This window comes from Flectobacillus roseus, assembly GCF_030056595.1.
GTDB lineage: Bacteria > Bacteroidota > Bacteroidia > Cytophagales > Spirosomataceae > Flectobacillus > Flectobacillus roseus.
Window position 1 is genome coordinate 152,467 of sequence record NZ_JASHIF010000012.1, and the last position, 17,250, is coordinate 169,716.

A 17,250-nucleotide genomic window follows, 5' to 3' on the forward strand; every position below is an offset into this window, starting at 1 on the left:
TATCCTTTTGCAAAAATAAGCAATTCTAAGGCATTGACCTATAAGGAAGTAAATAACTAATTAATCGGGATAGCAAATTACGTTATTTCGTAAAGCAGTTCTTCTGTTTTACGCTTGGGTCTGCTGGGTTATAAATTAGTAAGCAAAATAAAATTTAAGATTGTGCTTTGGGCATTCAGCAAAACATATCTATTGTTATTAAAAAACGACTTAACAGTCTTTGCCTTGTGCCTCGTGCCTGTTGCCTAAATCATATACCTTACGATTACTTAATAAACTAGGCTTTAGACAAAGGAATCCAAGATTTGATTTGTCAAAAGCCTAGTTGTATATGTGGTAAATGATGAGCGTGGAGTTATGAATAGCTAACTATTTTACTGCATCGATTGCACTACAAATATTTTGGAAAATTTCTTCGATAGCACCAATACCGTCTACTTTACTCACTTTACCTTGTGCTTCGTAGTATGGTAATACATGGATGGTTTTTGAGAAATATTCGTCAATTCTTTTCAAAAGTTTCTCTGCATCGTCATCAGCGCGTCCACTTACTTTTTGACGCTCAGCGATACGAGTTTTGATTTCGTCTTCTGTAACATCCAACTGAACAACACCGTTAATACTTTGTCCATTTTTCTCTAAGAAAGCATCTAAAGCTTCAGCCTGAGGAACTGTTCTTGGGAATCCGTCAAAGATAAACCCTTCTGCTTGTGGATTATTTTTCACTTCTTCTTCCAACATTTCGATAGTAATCGAATCTGGAACCAAAAGTCCATCTGCAAGAATTTGTTTTACACGCTTACCAAGCTCGGTATCGTTGGCAATATGCCCACGGAACATATCGCCCGTAGAAATGTGTACTAAATTGTATTTTTCAATCAATTTGGCTGACTGTGTTCCTTTACCTGCCCCCGGAGGTCCAAACAAGACGAGATTTAACATTGGTTTAAACGTTGTTTTGTGAATTGAAAATTGTGTTTTGCTATAAGAGTTGCAAATTTACAAGAAGCACTTTGAATTACCGTCCTATCTACTAATAATTTAGCAAAAGGAATTATTTTACATTTCCTAGAATCAGGTATTGTGAAAACGGTCTTTTGATGTTTTTTTGAAATATCTGAAAAACAAAAAGCGGAAAGCCTTGTTATACAGGACTTTCCGCTTTTTGTCAACTTATCGACTATCTAAAAAAATGGATTCTACCAATATGGAGATTTTCTTAAAAATCGCAGTTTTATTTCGAGAATACTCAATGTTATTGATTCTTTGCTTAATTACTATACCTCAACTGCTTGCACTTTAGCTTCTACGCCGTCCCAAAGTACTTTACGCATCTGTAAAGCTCTCTCTGAATAGGTCAGCGCCTCATGCCATTTTGTTTCGTCTGTTCCGCAAAGTTCTGTTACCATCTGAATCGCCAAATGACTATGGTGATCGCCGTCTACTTCGATATGACGCTCAAGGTAATATCTAAACTTGGCAATACGCTCTGGCATTTCGGCGTGTAGGTCTTTCACCATGGCAATAAACATATCAGGAATCAAATCTTCACGACCAAATGTAAACACAGCGGCTTGGATATGTGGCTGGTTGGTAGCAATTACTTCAAATGTAAAGTTGACAAAATCTTTTACACTTTGGCTCACTCCTACAATATCCAATGCTTCTGAAACACTTGTTTTTTGTGATAATAAAGCCAAAAACTGTTCGATTTGCGATAAGTCTGCACCTGATTGTCTCATAGCATCCAGATACAACTCAAAATGGCTCATACGCACACCATCTTCGTCAACGTCACTTTCTTCGCCATTGACAATTTCATTAATCAAATAACGAGTTTCGGCGCTACCTACAGGAACCCAAGGTACTTCGACACAAGTAAGGTTGCGCTGAAGAGCTTTGAGAATCGACATAAAATCCCATACCGCAAAAATATGGTCTTGCATAAAAAGCTGCAAATGTTCGATTTGATTGATTTGATGATATACTGAGTGATCGGTCAATGCCTCTCTCAAAGGGGTTATTGCTTCTTGGATTTTACTAATTGAATTATTCATAACTAACTTTTACAATCGTAGATTTGGGATTGCTGTTTTTAGATTTTCCTATATAATTAAGTATTAATGCAAAATAAAATTGCATTAATACGCTCTAGGCTATAAGCCGTAGGCATTAGGCAAAATTGTATTTATGATTTTGTTAAAAATATTTTTTGCCTATAGCATATAGCTTAATGCCTATTGCGGGTAAAGTTAATTTTATTTTGTCCATTAACTTACGAGAAAGGTATTTATTTAGATTGGTATAGTCAAATATAGCAACTTTATCTAAACTCCTATACAATTTTCAGCGTTCATTCTAAATTTAACTAATTCTCGACCAGTTACTTTGGTTCGTTTTTAGCGAATCTATTTGTTCACGAATCATGGCATGTTCTTCTGCACTCAAATTGGGATCGGCCTCTAAAATGGCTTGAGCACATTCTCTTGCTACTTTCAGTATTTCGCCATCTTTCGCCAAGTCTGCAATTTGTAAATCGATAATACCACTTTGCTGTGTACCCGAAATATCCCCAGGCCCTCGCAACTGCAAGTCTACATCAGCTATTTCGAAACCGTCGGTGGTGCGTACCATAGTTTCGATACGAGTACGACTATCTTTTGACAGTTTGAAGTCGGTCATCAAAATACAAAAACTTTGTTCGGCACCACGCCCTACCCTTCCGCGTAGCTGGTGTAGCTGTGCCAAGCCAAATTTTTCGGCACTTTCAATCACCATCACTGAAGCATTGGGAACGTTTACTCCTACCTCAATCACCGTCGTGGCAACCATAATTTGAGTTTCGGCCTTTACGAATCTTTGCATTTCAAAATCCTTATCGGCAGGCTTCATTTTTCCATGCACGATACTTACCTGATATTCTGGAAATGCTCTTACTATGCTTTCATAGCCATCCATCAAGTCTTTGTAATCCAACTTTTCGGATTCTTCAATCAAAGGATAAACCACATAAACCTGTCGCCCTTTCTGGATTTCATCACGCATAAAACCGAAAACATTGAGACGATGAGAGTCGTAACGATGAACGGTTTTGATAGGCTTGCGACCTTTGGGCAATTCATCTATCACCGAAACATCCAAATCCCCATAAAGCGTCATTGCCAAGGTTCTTGGAATCGGTGTGGCCGTCATGACCAAGATATGCGGGTGCATATATTTGTTTTTTTCCCAAAGTTTAGCCCGCTGTGCTACACCAAATCGATGTTGCTCATCAATTACACAAAGTCCTAAATTTTGGAATTGTACAATATCTTCTAGTAAAGCGTGCGTTCCAACAATGATTTTCACCGAACCATCCAAGAGCCCTTCATGAATCAAAGCACGAGCTTTTTTCTTGGTCGATCCTGTGAGTTTTTCGATTCTGATACCTAACAGTTCGGCAAACTCTTTTAGACCTTGATAATGTTGGTCAGCCAAAATTTCGGTAGGCGCCATCAAACAAGCCTGCGCACCATTGTCGATTGCCAGCAACATACAGATAAAAGCCACGATGGTTTTTCCCGAACCTACATCACCTTGCAACAAGCGATTCATTTGTCGTCCCATGCGCATATCTGCGAAGATTTCTTTAATTACTCTCTTTTGTGCATTTGTCAACGGAAAGGGAAGATACTCATCGTAAAAAGTTTTCAATAAAGCTGCACTTTTAAATATCTGACCTTCATAATCAACTCGGCGTAGCACTTTTTGTTTGATTAAGCGAAGTTGATTATAAAATAATTCTTCAAACTTCAAGCGTCGACGAGCCTGATGAAGCCACTGGTCAGAATGTGGCAGGTGAATATTATAAATGGCGTCTCGCTTGGCGACCAAACGATATTTTTGTAGCAAAAACGTAGGTAAATTTTCTCGAATCAGAGGATAGGCTTTTTCCAACAAAGCCCTTTGCATTAATGCAATCTGTTTGGATTCGATGTACTTTTTGCGGAGCTTTTCGGTAACACTATAAACGGGTTGGTAATAGCCTCCTTTTTCATTTGTCCCATTGAGTAACTCCAGTTCGGGATGTTGCATTTGTGGGCGTCCTTGAAAAAAGGATGGTTTACCAAAAAGTACATATTCAGCTCCCATTCGAAGGTGCTTTTCGAGCCAAGTAATCCCCTGAAACCAAGTCAATTCCATTGAACCTGTACCATCGGTAAAAGTCCCTGTCAATCTTTGTTTGAAACCCTCTCCTACCTTCTCAAGCGTGCGCAAACGACCTTTGATTTGGGCATATTCCATATCTTCAGTCAAATCGGATATGTAGTGAAACTGCGTTCGATCTTCATATCGAAATGGATAATACTGAATCAAATCCCCAAAAGTAAATATCTGCAACTCTGTATTGAGCAATTGTCCTCGCTGTGGACCAACATTTCGGAGTAACTCAATTCTAGTTTCAAAAAAATCGTTTTGCATGTTGTTATTTTTAAGTGATAAAGGCACAGAAGCGAGAAGTCTTTATTTTACGCTTTGCACTTTCGTCAATTGGGTCTCAGGTAAATGCGATGTAAAATATTTACAAATTTAACTTCTTCTCACATATCTTTCATGTTAAACAACCATTGAGCCCTTTTTATCTTCCTAAATATTTTGTATATTTATTATGATTAGTTTTTAACAAGTAACTATCTCAAAAGGTTATAAATACCCTTTTATAACTGACTATTAACCATTTACAAAATCGTAATATCAAAACCATTGAGCTATATTTCTTTTATTGTATACATTACTTTTGTAAAAACATTCATTTGCTTATTTACGCCATAATTTAAGAGTTTTGTGGTAATTACCCCACTCCCCCATCTACCCTTTTATCCTCTATTGCTTTATAGTTTCTATCGTCAACAAGTATGAATGAGTTGTTCTAGCACAATTATTGCTAGAAATCCCTTAAGGCCCGCCAGCTTTAGTGAATCCGCTTAATGTAACACAACACTATAAGCCCTTATTTCAAATGACCAAGCACATTTTCAGGTGTTTAAGCTTTTGTTTATGTATGATTATCTCGAATTATGTACACGCAGCTTCTGTGCTGGGTGGTAATTTAGAGCTAATCAGCAGAAGTAGCACTACAAATGGAAAATTTCGTCTATTACTTCATGTGTATTATGACAAATCTGGTGGCGCGCCAACTAGCAGTGATGATAATCTTAAGGTAGGTATTTTTCAGAAAAGTAATAACACACTCAAGGCTTCGCTTACACTCAAAGCGTCCTCGCTCACAGGGAAAGATGTTTCCTTCAACAATCAAGATTGTGCTAATAGTCAGCAACTTGGCATTTTGCAAGTAGACTACGAAGGTGACTTCGTGGTGTCTTCTGCCGACTATGCTGATGCTGGTGGATACTATGTAGTAGTCGAAAAATGCTGTAGAGCCAACGTAACTAATATTAGCAGTCCAACCTCAACGGGAGCTTTGTTTTACTTGGAGTTTCCTGCGCTTAAGCAGTCTGGTAATGAGTTCTATAATTCCTCTCCCGAATTTCATGCTATTACAGGCGCCTATATTTGTAAAGGACAAGCATTTAGCTATGATTTTGGAGCAAGCGATCGTGACAACGACCAACTATCTTATGCCTTGGTAACACCCTACAAAGGCTCATCGACAAGCTCAAATAGTAATCCAACCCCAACGGGTTCGGGCAGTTATGCAACTGTAAGCTGGGCAGGTGGAAGTAGTGCCACCGCACAAATACCGGGGAGTCCTGCGCTGAGTGTCAATGCTTCGGGTATCTTATCTGTCACAGCCAGTGCAGTGGGCACGTATTTGTTTTGTGTGGAAGTTACAGAAAAAAGAAATGGCGTTACGATTGGCAAAACTCGTAGAGATTTTGTCTTAAAAGTAATAGACTGTTCAGCAGCGGTATCTGCCACGCCCGTGATTAGTGATGCTTCTGGAAGTCCAATTAGTACAGGAACCGTTTGTAAAAACGGCTATATCGACTTATCGACTACCGCCAATAGCAATTATACCTATCAATGGCAAAAAGATGGCTTAAACATCGCTGGTGCAACGGATTCCAAGGTAAAGGCTGAAGGCGCAGGAACCTATACCGTTTTGGTATCAGCCAAAAATGGTTGTGGACTTCCTAAAGCCTCTTCGAGTGTAACCCTGACAGACAGACAAGGATTGGATTTGGAATTGACCTCTAGTTACCGTCAACTATGCAAATACACATTGATTCAAGTAAAAGAAAAGGGAACTTCTGGTCAATATAACACCAATGATTTTGTGTACACGTGGTCAGCCAATAATTCACCTATCTCAACTCAGAACTATGCCATACAATATGATACTCCTTTGAAATCAACAACGGTTGAGTTTAAAGTATCTCTTCAACCAGTCGCTTCAGCGGCTAATGCTTGTACTTATATGCTTAGTCTGAAAATTGACTTCCCGACTTTCCCTGATGCAACACTTAAAACTAGCAGTGGTCAAACTACCTACTGTGACTCAGATGATTTTAGTGTCGGAACTACCTTGGATTTAAGTGCTGATTACACTTATGTTTGGACAAAAAATGGAAGTACTTTACCTAATGAGAAGAGCAATATTGTCAAAGTAAAAGACACAGGACAAAACACTTACGGACTCACAGTTACTACAGCCGTTGGTTGTACTGATACGAAACAAATCACCGTCACAGGCACAGCCTCAACCCCAGTTACTTTCAAATTAGACCCTATTTGTTTGCCAACTACTGCAACGATTGATCTAACGAAATTTGTTAATCCATACAACGCAGGCGGAGTTTTTAAAGATTCACGAGGAACAACTTTGACCAGTACAACCATCAATCCTACTACCTACGGAGCTGGTTCGTATGACATTACTTACACCTTTGGCGCTAATGCGGGCTGTCAATCCAAAGCTACAGCTAACCTCAAGATTGGTGCAGCACCTGTATTTACGCTAAGTCCTGATGTTGCGATTCAAGCGGGTGAATCTACGACTTTAACTAGCAGTTTGGCAACCAGTACCAACCTTGCGGATTATACTTTACTGTGGTCACCAGCAACAGGACTGAGTGAGGTAAATACGCCAGTAACAGTAGCAACGCCCAGCCAATCCACTAATTATGCCTTGAAGGTAACCGACAATGCCACCCAATGTGCCGATGAAAAAATCGTAAAAGTTTTTGTCAGTGGAAAAATTGTAAATACTTTCACGCCAAACGAAGATGGCATCAATGACTTTTGGGATTTGTCAGATATCACTACCTCATTCCCCAATGCTTCTGTGAAGCTATTTAATCGCTGGGGCAACGAAGTCTTTACCACCAATGACTACGCAAGTAATCCTTTCAAAGGAATTATTGATGACAAGGAAGTTAAATCATCAACCTATTACTATGTCATCGAAATCCGTAAAGATTGGCCTACGCTAACGGGGTATTTGACCGTAATAAAGTAACTGTTTTCAACCGAGAATAACCATAGAGTTTTCAAAGAAAAGAAGTGTATTCAATAAGATAGAAGGTTTTTATGTATTTTTACAAACACCTTTTATCCAATTGAATACACTTTTTGCGTTTACTAAATAGATAGTATCTCAAAAGATGTCAAACATGATTTATTCATTAATTTAGAGTCACGAGTAATAAGAAAGATTCTTGCTTTAAACAATTAAGTGAAAGGTCTGAGTTAATTATTAGTATTTTATGGGATAAAGGCATTTTCCAATAACAGATACCCTATTAACCAATAACGTCCTAATACTTATAATAAACCCAATTGCTAATGAGGTTACGTTTATTAATCATCCTACTTTGTATAACAACCGTGCAACCTTTGTTTGCTCAAGACCCTTTTGTTGGAGGGTATTTGCAGCTTTCAAAAGTTTCGGGAACTACCAATCAATTTCAACTTACCGTTCATTTATATATCTCTTTACATAACGCCACCAATCAGGCAGATTTGGCATCTGGTGCACTCACTAAAGATTTAAGAGCTAAGGTTTTTCGAAAAAGAGATAATGTAGATGTTACTACGAATATTGATGCTTCTGGGGTAATTGACTTTACAGGAGGGTCTTCTACCAGTATAGACCTGAACTATCCCAACAATTGTAATATTGGTACTCTAAAGTCAAAAGACTTAGTGCTAGGCAAAAATATCACACTCGACTTTACTCAACTTTCAGCCCCTGACGGGTATTATGTCATTGTGGAGCGTTGTTGTAGAAGTAGTCAGTTAGTCAATATTGCTAATCCTAGTAGTTCGAGTTTAGTACTGTACCTTTTCTTCACCAATGCCATTACTCAAACCCCTGCATTTCAAGAAGCACAAGGAAGTTTTTACTGCTTAAACCAAGTCAACTTTGTTAATCTACCTGTGATTAACTCCAACGGCACAAGCACAGAATATTCATTTGAACCACTCTACAAGGGCTTAAGTTCACCAAGCTCGCCCTTAGTATTACCTCAGTTGGCATCTCCCAAAGAGGTGACGTGGCTGTCAGGATATTCAACTAGTTCTCCCATTGCATCAAACATTCCTATTGTATTATCCAATGCAGGAACGGTACAGTTTCAGCCCAACAAAGAAGGATTATATGCCATGAAAATTATGGCTACTCAGAAGCTAGGTGGCAACATCATTAGTCAAGCCCAAGTGGAGTATGATGTTTTGGTAAAAGATTGTAAAGAAGTAGAAAAGCCGAGAATTTATATTGAAGGAAATACCAATACAGCTCATATCAATACAATAACCCTTTGTCAGAAAAGCTACCGTGTTCTTGAAACACAAGCAAACCCCAATGCTACCTACCAATGGTATTATAATGGTAACCCTTTATCAGGTGCTACTAGCAACAAGCTTCGTATCAACGACGATGTTACAGGTGATTATAGGGTTGAAATCAAGGATCCTACTGCTACATGTAAGCCTACAGATACCTCATTGTTAACCAGAGTTATTGGCGCTGGAGGTGTTGGACTGTCTTTAACACCCTCATTAGGTACAACCATATGTGCGGACAAATCACCAGGCACCATTACCCCAAGTATTTCTGGAGCTAACCCAGCAGATTTTTCCTATGACTGGACATTAGACAATTTTACACTTACTAGTAATAGAGAAGCAGCCTACGACCGCTCAGGCGTTTACAGATTGGTGATTACCCAGAAAGCTAGTCCATTTTGTACATTTGATGCCTCACTCAATATCGCTGTAAATCCATTGCCACAGGTGAGCGTGCAAAATATTTCAAACAAAACTGAGGTCTGCGAAGGCGAAGTTGTAACCCTCAAAGCCGACGTGAATACGGGAACAACATGGTTATGGCAAAAAGATGGCGCTAATTTTAGCTCTGATCAGACTATCAATATAACTCAATCAGGAAATTATCAATTGCAGGCTACCTCCGATAAAGGTTGTAAAAAGAATGCTCCTGAAGTTGTAATTAGAGTATATCCTAAACCAAAGGTTACCTTTGCCCCCATTCCTTCATTTTGCGAAGCCAAGAATCTTTCAACAGATTTGAGTATTTATGTTACTCCTGTTAGCTCCAATGCTGGGGTATTTTCTGGAAAAGGAATGACAGGCTCCGTATTTGACCCATCCAAAGCGGGTTCGGGTGTGTGGCCAATTGTATATGAATACACCTCAGCAGATGGCTGTAAAAATTCTGCTACTAGCAATGCTATCGTCGATAGAGTTCCCAGAGTTCAATTAGGGGAAGATATTACGATTTTCAGAGGACAACAAGTACAAATCCCCGTAGTGGGTAGTCAAGGTTCAGGATATAGTTTTACTTGGTCGCCTACAACTGGTTTACTAAATCCAACCGACTTTTCTCCTACAGCAGCACCCATTTCGCATCAAGAATATACCCTTGAAGTTGTAGCCAACACCAGCAAATGTAAAGCTAGCGACAAAATCAATGTTTTTGTGTATCCCAAAATCGACATTCCTAATTCTTTTACCCCCAATGGCGACAGAATAAATGATACTTGGGAACTAGATGGCATCGGGGAATATCCCAATATCGAAGTGAAAATTTATAACCGATGGGGCAATGAAATATTCTATTCAAAAGGCTATTCTCAACCATTTGACGGCATCCAAGAGGGTCAGCGTATTCCTACAGGTACCTATTATTACGTCATCAAACCCAACGTAAACCTACCTGCGCTAACAGGATATGTGACGGTGGTGAAGTAGTTTTTTTTGAGTTTCAAAGGGAACAGGCACAAAGGCACAGAGTGTTTTACAATATAAGATGATAATCACTTTATACCTTTGTGCCTGTTCACTCATACCTTGAACTCCCTTCACATAAAGTACCCTACTTTCCTTCCACTTTGTGCCTTTGTGCCTGTTCACTCATGCCTTGAACTCTCTTCACTTAAAGCACTCCACTTTCCTTTATGCCTTTTTTCCCCTTCCTTCATCATAATTGCAGAGGGGTTTGTATCTTTGTAAGCTAGGGAATCAAAAACAATATTGTGCTGTTGATTTAGAATTGGGATTCCTTAACATCAATCACATACCTCAATCTAATATTTTCAGATATGAAGGGATTACTCGACCAGCAATTCGAAGAAGATAATATTGTACTTAGTCAAGTAGAAGACTTGCTCAATTGGGCACGTTTGAGTTCGTTATGGCCCATGGGTTTTGGCTTAGCCTGCTGTGCAATCGAAATGATGCAGACCATGGCTTCGGGCTATGACCTCGACCGTTTTGGGGTATTTCCACGCCCTTCGCCGCGCCAATCAGATGTGATGATTGTAGCGGGTACTGTTACCTTCAAAATGGCTGACCGTATTCGCCGTTTGTATGAACAAATGCCTGAACCTCGCTATGTGATTTCGATGGGTAGCTGCTCTAATTGTGGTGGACCTTACTGGGAACACGGTTATCACGTCGTAAAAGGTGTCGACCGCATTATTCCAGTGGATGTATATGTGCCAGGCTGTCCTCCTCGTCCAGAAGCCTTGATTGGTGGTTTTTTGAAGTTGCAAGAAAAAATCCGTCAAGAAACTATCGTAGCACCTAAAGCTATTTTAGATATGGAACAGGAAGAAGCACGTAATCAAAAACCAGCGTTTGCTTCTGCTTAATCAATAGCCAAACTTAGCGCCCTCAAACATGACTTTCGACCAAATCAATGACCTAATTGTTTCTGAATTGGGTTCAGATATCATTCTAGGAAAAGACCATCAATGTCTACATATTACAACGGATAAAATTGCTGTTGTAGCAAAGTTTTTATTCGAAAATGAAAACTGTTATTTCGATATGTTGTCGTGCATTACAGCTTTGGATAATGGCGTCGAAAAAGCGACAATGGAAGTAATTTATAATTTGTACTCTATTCCTTATGAGCACAAAATGATGCTTAAGGTGATTGTCCCACGCAATGCCAAAGACGAACCTGCTCCAAGCGTACCTACGCTAAGTCATATCTGGCGTACAGCAGACTGGCACGAGCGCGAGGCCTTTGACCTAGTGGGTATTCGTTTTGAGGGACATCCAGATTTACGAAGAATCCTATTGCCAGAAGATTGGGACGGACACCCTCTTCGTAAGGACTATCAAGCACAAGAATATTATCACGGTATTCAAGTAAAGTATTAGATCGAGGTATGGGCGATCTGTATTCGGCTGTTTTCGTATATTGAATATTGATTTTTGGCATACTAATAAACTTTCTCAGAAACCAATCATATTTATGAGCGCCATAGGTGCGAAAAACTCCAAAACAATTTACTTTCTTTCACATCTACGACACTCTAAGAAGATGTTATTTCTATCGTTTACCTCAAAATAAAATACTTACATATTTGTATGTTTATTTTTTTGAAATCCTTCTGTTTGAGCCGAAGGCGAGTTTAGGATTTCTTGACTTTCTTTTGTTACTTTTCTTGTGTCAAGACAAGAAAAGTAAGGTGTGGCGAAGGGAAATTTTGTTTATTTAGACAAATGCTTAAACCACTGACTATCAATTTTCAAACTAAAAACCAATACATATACTTAATTCATAACTCAAAATCATCATTCATTGAAAACATATTTAAGTATTTTACAATATACAACATCACTCAAAAAGTATATTGCCCCCTATTTCATACTATCTTTATTAGCCAGCATATTTGGAGTACTCAACTTTGCCCTACTTTCGCCTTTATTGAAGGTTTTGTTTAATCAGGTCGAAAGCGGAGAAGCAGAAAAAAGAGTTACGCAACTTCCTGATTTTAGCTTGAGTAAAGAGTTTTTCTCTGATACTTTCAACTACTATTTGTACAATATGTTGGATGTATATGGTCGTATGGGCGCGCTACAGTTTGCCTGTGCTATCATTGTAGTATCAGTTTTCCTTTCAAACGTATTCCGTTACCTTTCTCAAAGAATCCTTAAAACTGTTGAATCCGAAACGATTGCGAGTTTGAGACATGCCGTTTTTCAGAAAACGGTTAGTTTGCATTTGGGTTTTTTCAACAATGAGCGCAAAGGTAATTTGATGTCACACCTGACAACCGATATTCAAGAAATCGAAAACTCTATTGCTCGTGCCTTTACCGCTTCATTAAAAGAGGTATTTGCCTTGGTGGTATATTTTGTATTCTTGTTTACACTTTCTGCCAAGTTGACCTTTTTCTCTATCCTGATATTACCTATTTCTGGTGGAGCAATTGCAGGGATTACTCGTCGCTTACGTAAAAAAGCTTTAGAGGTTCAGGAAAATTTAAGTACGATTATCAGTACGATTGATGAAGTATTGAGCGGTATGCGTGTGGTAAAAGCATTTAACGCTGAAGGTACTATTATCAAGCAATTTGATAGCCTGAATACCAAATACAAACAGTCGGTTCAACGAATGGTTTATCGTCAAGAAATGACCTCTCCTACTTCTGAGACTTTGGGTGTAATGGTAATTGCAGGGATTTTGTTATACGGTGGCTCGCTAGTCATCAATAAAGAAGGTGGCTTTACGGCGTCTGAATTTATCAGTTATTTGGCTTTGTTTTCACAAGTACAAAGACCTGCAAAAGTAATCGCTGATGCCTTTAGTGGTGTTCAAAGAGGCGTTGCTTCGGCTGAGCGTATTATTGCTTTGATGGAAACGGAGTCTGCAATTCAAGACCAGCCGAATGCTATTAATTTACCAAGCTTCGAAAAAGGAATTGAATTTAAAAACGTGTCATTTAGCTATAATGGTGAAAATGATGTGTTGAAAAATATTTCATTTACTATTCCAAAAGGTCAAACCGTTGCACTAGTTGGTGAGTCGGGCGGTGGGAAATCTACCCTAGCCGATTTAGTTCCTCGTTTTTATGACCCAACAGGTGGCGAAATTCTTTTGGATGGCATCGACCTGAAAGCAATTTCTGCTGAATCTCTGCATCGTCAAATGGGGATTGTGACGCAAGAATCTATTTTGTTTAACGATACTATTGAAAACAATATCGTATTTGGTGCCAACGCCACAGAGGCGCAAATTATCGAAGCTGCCAAAATTGCAAATGCACATCAGTTTATTTCTCAGTCACCTGAAGGCTATCAAACCGTTATTGGTGACCGAGGAAGTCGTTTGTCGGGTGGACAACGCCAACGTTTGAGTATTGCAAGAGCGGTATTGAAAAACCCTCCAATTTTGATTTTGGACGAAGCCACTTCCGCCTTAGATACCGAATCAGAAAAATTGGTACAAGAAGCGTTGACTAATTTGATGAAAAACCGTACCACCTTGGTCATTGCTCACCGTTTGAGTACCATCCAAAATGCGGATAAAATCATTGTTATTAGCAAAGGACAAATCGTAGAAGAAGGAACACACGAAGAACTTGTGCAAATTCCAAATGGCTATTACGCCAAACTAAGCAGCTTGCAAAGCTAACAAGATTTCTGATTGGGGATTTTTGATTTCGGATTAGTACTGTACGAAGGATGAGCTTTATTATTAAAATAGAATTGGTGTATTGGCAACCGCAAGGGTTGCCAATACACCTCAAAAAAACAATGAATAAGAACTCATTTTAACACAATAAAAACTTTCGTACAATCCTAATACCGAATGTTGGATTTTGGAAGTATAAATCTTGTTAAAAATCACTCATTCGCCAAATCACTCAATCACTAAATTGAGTCCCACTATAACATTAAAGCTATCAAAAAAAATGAAGATTGCAGGATTTACTTTTGTCCGAAATGCTATCAAATACGACTATCCCATCATCGAAGCTATTACTTCGATATTGCCAATATGTGACGAACTGGTAGTTGCCGTAGGAAATTCGGAGGATGGTACATTAGAATTAATACAAAGTATAGATTCGCCCAAAATCAAAATTATCGAAACCATTTGGGATGATTCTTTACGTGAAGGTGGGCGTGTGCTAGCAGTCGAAACCGATAAGGCGCTGGCTGCTATTTCGCCCGATGCTGACTGGTGTTTTTATATCCAAGGCGATGAAGTAGTCCATGAAAAGTACCTTCCTGTTATTAAAAAAGCCATGGAAGATAACCTTCATAAAACTGAAGTGGAAGGACTACTATTCAAATACTTGCATTTTTATGGTTCTTACAACTATGTAGCCGACGCACATCGTTGGTATCGTCGCGAAATTCGAGTAGTGCGCAATACAGGCAATGTATTGTCTTATCGTGATGCGCAAGGCTTTAGAACAAAAGATAACCAGAAGCTCAAAGTCAAACTCATAGATGCCTTTATCTATCATTATGGTTGGGTAAAACCTCCCGAAATCCAAAAAGAAAAAATTAAAAGCTCTAGTCGCTTTTGGCATAGCGAACAAAAAGTAGAAAAGATTTCTCAAGAATTAGAGGATTTTGACTATTCCGAAATTGATTCATTAACACACTTCGACGGTTCACATCCACAAGTTATGCAGGCTCGTGTAGAACGTATGAACTGGCTTTTTGATTTTGACATCAAAGAAAAGAAGCTCAATTTTAAAAACTCCGTAAAAATGTGGATTGAAAAAACGACAGGTTGGAGAATCGGAGAGTATAAAAATTATAGAGTGTTGTAAACTATAAACATCATAAAACTCTAAAGAGGGTGCAACCTAAGTTAGTGGGCAAAATAGAATTTAATTTTTGTGCCTAAAGCATTCAGGTATCAGCTTTCGGCGGTGGGCTTTGGAAAAAAGCATAGCTGTGGTTAATAAAAACATTTTAACACTCTGTGCCTTGTGCCTGTTGCCTTGTTCCCAAACACATAACTTAAATCTTATTCTGCTCGATTACTTAGATTGCACCCTCTTTAATTTACTTCATAAGGTAAAAATTTAGGATAATCAAACAGGGCTTTTGGTGCAACCGAGTTGATTTTTTTCCCTGATAAAACCATTTCAAAATACTGCAAATATCCCAATGCCATTTGTCGAGAAGTGAAAGTATCTCTGGCATATTCATGGCAAATTTTTGGGTCAAACTGTGCTATATTTTTCAGCTTCTCAGCCAACTCATTTTCCGAAATAGATAAAAATCCAACTTCTGGTGTTACAATTTCTGGTAACGAACCGTAGGGCGTTCCCAAAACACTACAACCCATATAAAGGCTTTCGACGATAGCCAACCCAAATGGTTCATGCCATAACACAGGGAATAGTAAAGCTTTGGAACGATGTAATAAATCAAACTTTACCCTTCCTCCTACCATTCCATGAAATCTTACATGTCGATCGGGAGTAAAACGAAATCCCATCTTAAAATTGAGACGATGCCCGCCCATAACTGCTAACTTTTCGTTTGCTTTTTTGGCAATATGAATCGCTCCTTTAACATTTTTTACTCGCCATGAGGCATTTGCCAAGAAATGAGTATGCCCTCTTTGATGTGAAAATGAAGGTTTGGGATAATCTTCAAAATCGACTCCATTCAACACATAAGCCATTGAATTATGACGCTCTGCATGATTTTTTGAAACAAATACTGCATTGTGATCGAGCACTTCATCAGCTCTTGGGTTGCCATGAACCGTATAGACATAAGGCTTAGGAAAATCTTCGGGAGGTGGAATACTCAAATGTACCACATCGATATAATCAGGAATCTGTAGACTTAATGAAAGCTCGGGATTATAAAACAGCACCTCAGCAAATGGACATTCCGAACCTTTTGCAACCAAAAATGAAACACGATGCCCCATTTGGGTCAACTCTTTGCCCAACCACCAAACCACTCGCTCGGTTCCTCCGTACTCCAATGCAGGCAATACTGCATTGTGGAAAATCAAAATGTGCATATTGTTAAAAAATGTTATAAACCCTTTTTTATGCAAATTTAAAGCTATTTTTACAGAACGTATATTTCCTCTAATGCAAGTATAGTCCAACTTTAAACACACATACAAATGTTCAATTACCTAAAAAAGAAGTACACTAAGTTTGTGGCCAAACGCAAATTTAGTGATTATGGTGACGCAACCTCTGTCATCTCAATCGAAGGAATCGGCAATATCAACTTCACTTGTTGGTTAAATCCTTTAGAACAAGAGAAAACTATCTCACTCAGTCAGGTTAATTTCTATCGTAAATTCCTCAAAACTGGCGATTTTGTCATTGACATCGGCGCACACATTGGCGATACTACCCTCCCAATGGCTTTGGCAGTTGGCGCGCAAGGCACGGTTTTGGCCTTTGACCCAAACCCTCACGTTTTTAAAATTTTACAGAAAAACGCCGATCAAAATCGTCACATTTCCAACATTATTCCTTTACCTTATGCTATTGCAGTGGAAGAAGGCGAGTATTCGTATGCTTCTTCTGAGGCCAGCTTCAACAATGGTGGAATCAGTGGAAAAAATGGAAAATTTGGTTTAGGAGAAAAAGTAAAAGGCGTCAACCTTCAAAACTTTATTCACACACAATATCCAGAAGTCAGTAAAATCTCCTTAATTAAAGTAGATGCAGAAGGGTATGATATTCAAATCTTGAAATCAATCAGTAAGCTTCTTGACCAGTACAAGCCCACATTGATTTTTGAATGTTTCAAAGATTTATCAGAGCAAGACCGCCACGACTTGTTTAATTATATTAGTCAAAAAGGCTATAAAATCAACAAAATGGATGATTTTGAAGAAGATGCAGCCATTACGCCTATTCCTCAAAAACAAAATATGCTAGATTGGAAACACTTCGATATTATTGCTTTTGCAGAATAGATGTTAAGTGAAGGCACAAAGGGGCAAAGGCACAGAGGCACAAAGTGATTTTAGTGCTGAGTGTGGAGTATAGA

11 protein-coding genes are annotated in these 17,250 nt (G+C 38.7%); 7 read left to right on the forward strand and 4 right to left on the reverse strand.

Translation table 11 applies throughout. The annotated features are described in order from the left end of the window. Positions 1–369: 369 nt before the first annotated feature. The 3 genes from QM524_RS15905 to recG form a co-directional block, all read right to left on the reverse strand. Positions 370–942 (reverse strand): adenylate kinase, encoded by a 573-nt coding sequence (locus tag QM524_RS15905; protein ID WP_095160578.1) that lies wholly within the window; start codon positions 940–942, stop codon positions 370–372. A gap of 335 nt (positions 943–1,277) precedes the next feature. Beyond that, positions 1,278–2,057, reverse strand: coding sequence for a DUF3050 domain-containing protein (locus QM524_RS15910; protein ID WP_283345322.1), 780 nt, complete (start codon positions 2,055–2,057; stop codon positions 1,278–1,280). A 307-nt stretch (positions 2,058–2,364) separates the two neighbouring features. Next, on the reverse strand, positions 2,365–4,461 hold the full coding sequence (recG, locus tag QM524_RS15915) for an ATP-dependent DNA helicase RecG (protein WP_283345323.1): 2,097 nt from the start codon (positions 4,459–4,461) through the stop codon (positions 2,365–2,367). A gap of 580 nt (positions 4,462–5,041) precedes the next feature. On the opposite strand from recG, the gene QM524_RS15920 reads away from it, so the two are divergent. The 6 genes from QM524_RS15920 (at position 5,042) to QM524_RS15945 (ending at position 15,041) form a co-directional block, all read left to right on the forward strand. Beyond that, positions 5,042–7,459 carry a gliding motility-associated C-terminal domain-containing protein gene (locus QM524_RS15920; RefSeq protein ID WP_283345324.1) on the forward strand — a complete coding sequence of 806 codons (2,418 nt, stop codon included), beginning with the start codon at positions 5,042–5,044 and terminating at the stop codon, positions 7,457–7,459. A 326-nt stretch (positions 7,460–7,785) separates the two neighbouring features. Continuing rightward, positions 7,786–10,209 (forward strand): T9SS type B sorting domain-containing protein, encoded by a 2,424-nt coding sequence (locus tag QM524_RS15925; protein ID WP_283345325.1) that lies wholly within the window; start codon positions 7,786–7,788, stop codon positions 10,207–10,209. Between the two features lie 350 nt (positions 10,210–10,559). Next, complete coding sequence (nuoB, locus tag QM524_RS15930; RefSeq protein WP_095160573.1) at positions 10,560–11,111, forward strand: NADH-quinone oxidoreductase subunit NuoB; 552 nt, start codon at positions 10,560–10,562, stop codon at positions 11,109–11,111. A 28-nt stretch (positions 11,112–11,139) separates the two neighbouring features. Further along, the gene (locus QM524_RS15935) at positions 11,140–11,628 is read left to right on the forward strand and encodes an NADH-quinone oxidoreductase subunit C (protein WP_283345326.1); all 489 of its coding nucleotides are present in this window, start codon (positions 11,140–11,142) and stop codon (positions 11,626–11,628) included. Positions 11,629–12,052: 424 nt separating this feature from the next. Next, a complete protein-coding gene (locus QM524_RS15940) occupies positions 12,053–13,888 on the forward strand; it encodes an ABC transporter ATP-binding protein (protein ID WP_283345327.1) in 1,836 nt (611 codons plus the stop codon). Positions 13,889–14,168: 280 nt separating this feature from the next. Continuing rightward, entirely contained in the window at positions 14,169–15,041 is an 873-nt protein-coding gene (locus tag QM524_RS15945) for a glycosyltransferase family protein (protein WP_283345328.1), read from the forward strand. A gap of 233 nt (positions 15,042–15,274) precedes the next feature. Here QM524_RS15945 and QM524_RS15950 read toward each other — a convergent pair whose 3' ends face one another. Beyond that, complete coding sequence (locus QM524_RS15950; RefSeq protein WP_283345329.1) at positions 15,275–16,258, reverse strand: glycosyltransferase; 984 nt, start codon at positions 16,256–16,258, stop codon at positions 15,275–15,277. A 108-nt stretch (positions 16,259–16,366) separates the two neighbouring features. Here QM524_RS15950 and QM524_RS15955 point away from each other — a divergent pair, with 108 nt between their 5' ends. Beyond that, entirely contained in the window at positions 16,367–17,176 is an 810-nt protein-coding gene (locus QM524_RS15955) for an FkbM family methyltransferase (protein ID WP_283345330.1), read from the forward strand. Positions 17,177–17,250 lie beyond the last annotated feature (74 nt).